Raw genomic sequence first — 2,752 nt, 5'->3', positions numbered from 1 at the left:
ACTACTTATCTCAAAGTTTTTGCTCAAGGAAATGTATCTTCGATAGAAAAACAATTCACTGCATCTTTGACTACCAACTTGAGAAAAGAATTTCCTTTCAATTATCCAGAACCTCCGATAATTGACCTATCAAATCAGTCAATTTTTACAGCTTTAGCATCTGATTATCCTCTGACTACAAAATACTTTCAAAAAATGCCTCAAGGGGAATACGATCTTAAACGTTTATACTGGTGGGAAAAACGTTGGCGAGAATCAGTTAAAAATCCTCAAACACCAAAACAAGTAGTGTGGAAAAAGGAGTTAGGAACAAATAATAATTCTGTTGAATATGACCTCATTTATGTTGGTGGTGCTCTGGGAGTTATTCATGCAGCTGTCATGGCAAAATTGGGGTACAAAGTATTATTATTGGAACGTTTGACTTTTGGTAAAATGAATCGAGAGTGGAATATTTCTCGCTCCGAACTACAAAGCTTAATTGACTTGGGTTTATTTACTGCTGCAGAAATAGAAGGTTTAATTGCCAGAGAATATAAAGACGGATTTAACAAATTTTTTGATAGTAATAACCCTGATTTTGCCAAAGCTGCAATTCTTCATACTCCTACAGTTTTAAATGTGGCATTAGATTCAGAAAAAGCACTCACTTTATGTGGGAGAAAACTACAAGAATCAGGAGGAAAAATTGTAGATGAAACAGAATTTATTAAAGCTGAAATTGAACCAGAAAAAGTTGTAGTTTATACTCAAAACCTATCTAACAAAACTGAACAAATTTTCTGTGGGCGTTTGTTAGTAGATGCTATGGGTACTGCTTCTCCCATCGCTTGGCAGTTAAATGGTAAACGTGCTTTTGATAGTATTTGTCCAACAGTTGGAGCAGTAATTGATGGTGGAATTGAACCGGAAGTTTGGGATTCAAATTATGGAGATGTTCTTAATAGTCATGGCGATATTTCTCGTGGCAGACAATTAATTTGGGAGTTGTTTCCTTGTGCTGGTAATGAGTTAGCAATTTATTTATTTCATTACCATCAAGTTCATCCTAAAAATCCTGGTTCTTTGTTAGAAATGTATGAGGATTTTTTCGCAATTTTGCCAGAATATCGACGGTGTGACATGGATAAATTAGTCTGGAAAAAGCCAACCTTTGGTTATATTCCTGGGCATTTTAGTATCAAAGGTAGCGATCGCCAGGTGGCTTTTGACCGTTTAATTTGTATTGGCGATGCTGCTTCTCTCCAATCTCCTTTAGTGTTTACTGGCTTTGGTTCTTTAGTCAGAAACTTACCTCGTTTAACCGATCTTCTAAATACTGCTTTAAAATATGATTTACTCAGTGCGAATCACTTAAATCAAATTCGTGCTTATCAAAGTAATATTGCCGTTACTTGGTTATTTTCTAAAGGCATGATGGTACCAACTGGAAAGTTTTTACCTCCCCAAAGAATTAATTCTATATTGAATACATTTTTTGGATTATTAGCAGAGGAACCTCCAGAAGTAGCAGATACTTTTATTAAAGATAGAGCTAATTGGTTTACTTTTACAAGATTAGCTCTAAAAGCAGCTAGACAAAATCCTTATCTTTTATTGTGGATTCTAGATTTTATCAACTTTCAGGAAGTATTACTCTGGACAATAAGCTATATCAATTTCACTTTGTTTAGTTTAATGAATTTCCTATTAGGATGGTTGCCTAGTTTTGCCCGCTGGATTCAACCTTGGTTAGAATCTCGTTATCCTAGTTTATGGTTTTGGATATTAGCTAATAGTTATGCCTTAACTTATAATGTTGGTCAACCAAAAGTGAAATTTACACTACAAAAATCGGCGTTGGTGAATTAGTGTATGATATTAATCGCGCATTACTTAGGAGTCAACCCACTCCTAACCCCTCCCAGGAGGGGAGGGGAAGTCAGTCGAAGATCCTCAGGAGGGAAGAAAGAATCAGAAACCCCGAGTAGAAGGAGAAAGTTTTTTGGTCGCGTAAAGGTCACGGAGTTCTATCGCGCTCTTATCCGTTAGCGTAGCTCCCCCGGAGGGGGAACATGATATCATACCTTGCTTTTCACCAACGCCCAAAAATCTAAACTTAGTATGCAAAATTAGATAAATTTAACGTAAGCATTTCCTGCGGAAAGCGCTTGCATTCAGCTATTAGCAGTCAGCGCTTTCTTCGGAATGCGCTTGCATTCAGCTATTATTAATAACTAATTATTTCTAAGATTTAGTCCGGAGACTTTGGTAGTAACTTTTATTCAAACTCAATTTCAAAGGTTGCTTTTACCTTCCCCAAAATTAATAGCTGACTGCTGAATGTTTACGCAAATATAGCAATTCCCAAAAAGAGTGAGGTACAAAATTTGTTTGTTGCGTGGGAGTAGGTAGGGACATTGCCTGCAACGTCCGTAGTCCCGAGGAAATAGAAAAGAAGAAAAACAACTTTACCTCAGTAACTTGATAAACACTATATTATACCAATTCCCAAAAATAATGCTATACTTCATGAGAACTTCAGTTATTAGGTAATTAACTTATGTCGAATAACCTTTTTACTACTTTGAGGTAAGTTAATGTTAATTATTCTTATGTTTAATTCTCCCTGTAGGGAAGTTGCATCCAACTTCCCTACCCACTCACCTACTCCCCTACTATGTGAAAATATAGAAAAGTTTTTGAGAAATGGTATTATTTGATTGCTAATTAACAACACAATCATCTCAAAATCAAATTTATGGATATGGTA

The 2,752-nt window shown here is 35.8% G+C and carries 2 protein-coding genes; one reads left to right on the top strand and one right to left on the bottom strand.

Features of this window, described 5'->3' with window-relative positions; genetic code table 11:
* The coding region (locus F6K13_RS27115; protein ID WP_287288994.1) for a flavin-dependent dehydrogenase at positions 1 to 1,851 on the top strand (1,851 nt) is incomplete at its 5' end.
* 676 nt (positions 1,852 to 2,527) lie between these two features.
* Here the strand turns inward: F6K13_RS27115 and F6K13_RS27110 are convergent.
* Positions 2,528 to 2,752, bottom strand: a 225-nt coding sequence (locus tag F6K13_RS27110) for a hypothetical protein (RefSeq protein WP_287288992.1), incomplete at its 5' end; no start/stop codon positions are given.

Origin of the sequence: Okeania sp. SIO2B9 (assembly GCF_010672505.1) — a bacterium.
Taxonomy (GTDB): Bacteria; Cyanobacteriota; Cyanobacteriia; order Cyanobacteriales; family Microcoleaceae; genus Okeania; species Okeania hirsuta.
The sequence above is the reverse complement of the archived record's forward strand: the minus strand, read 5'-3'. Positions and strand labels throughout refer to the sequence as shown.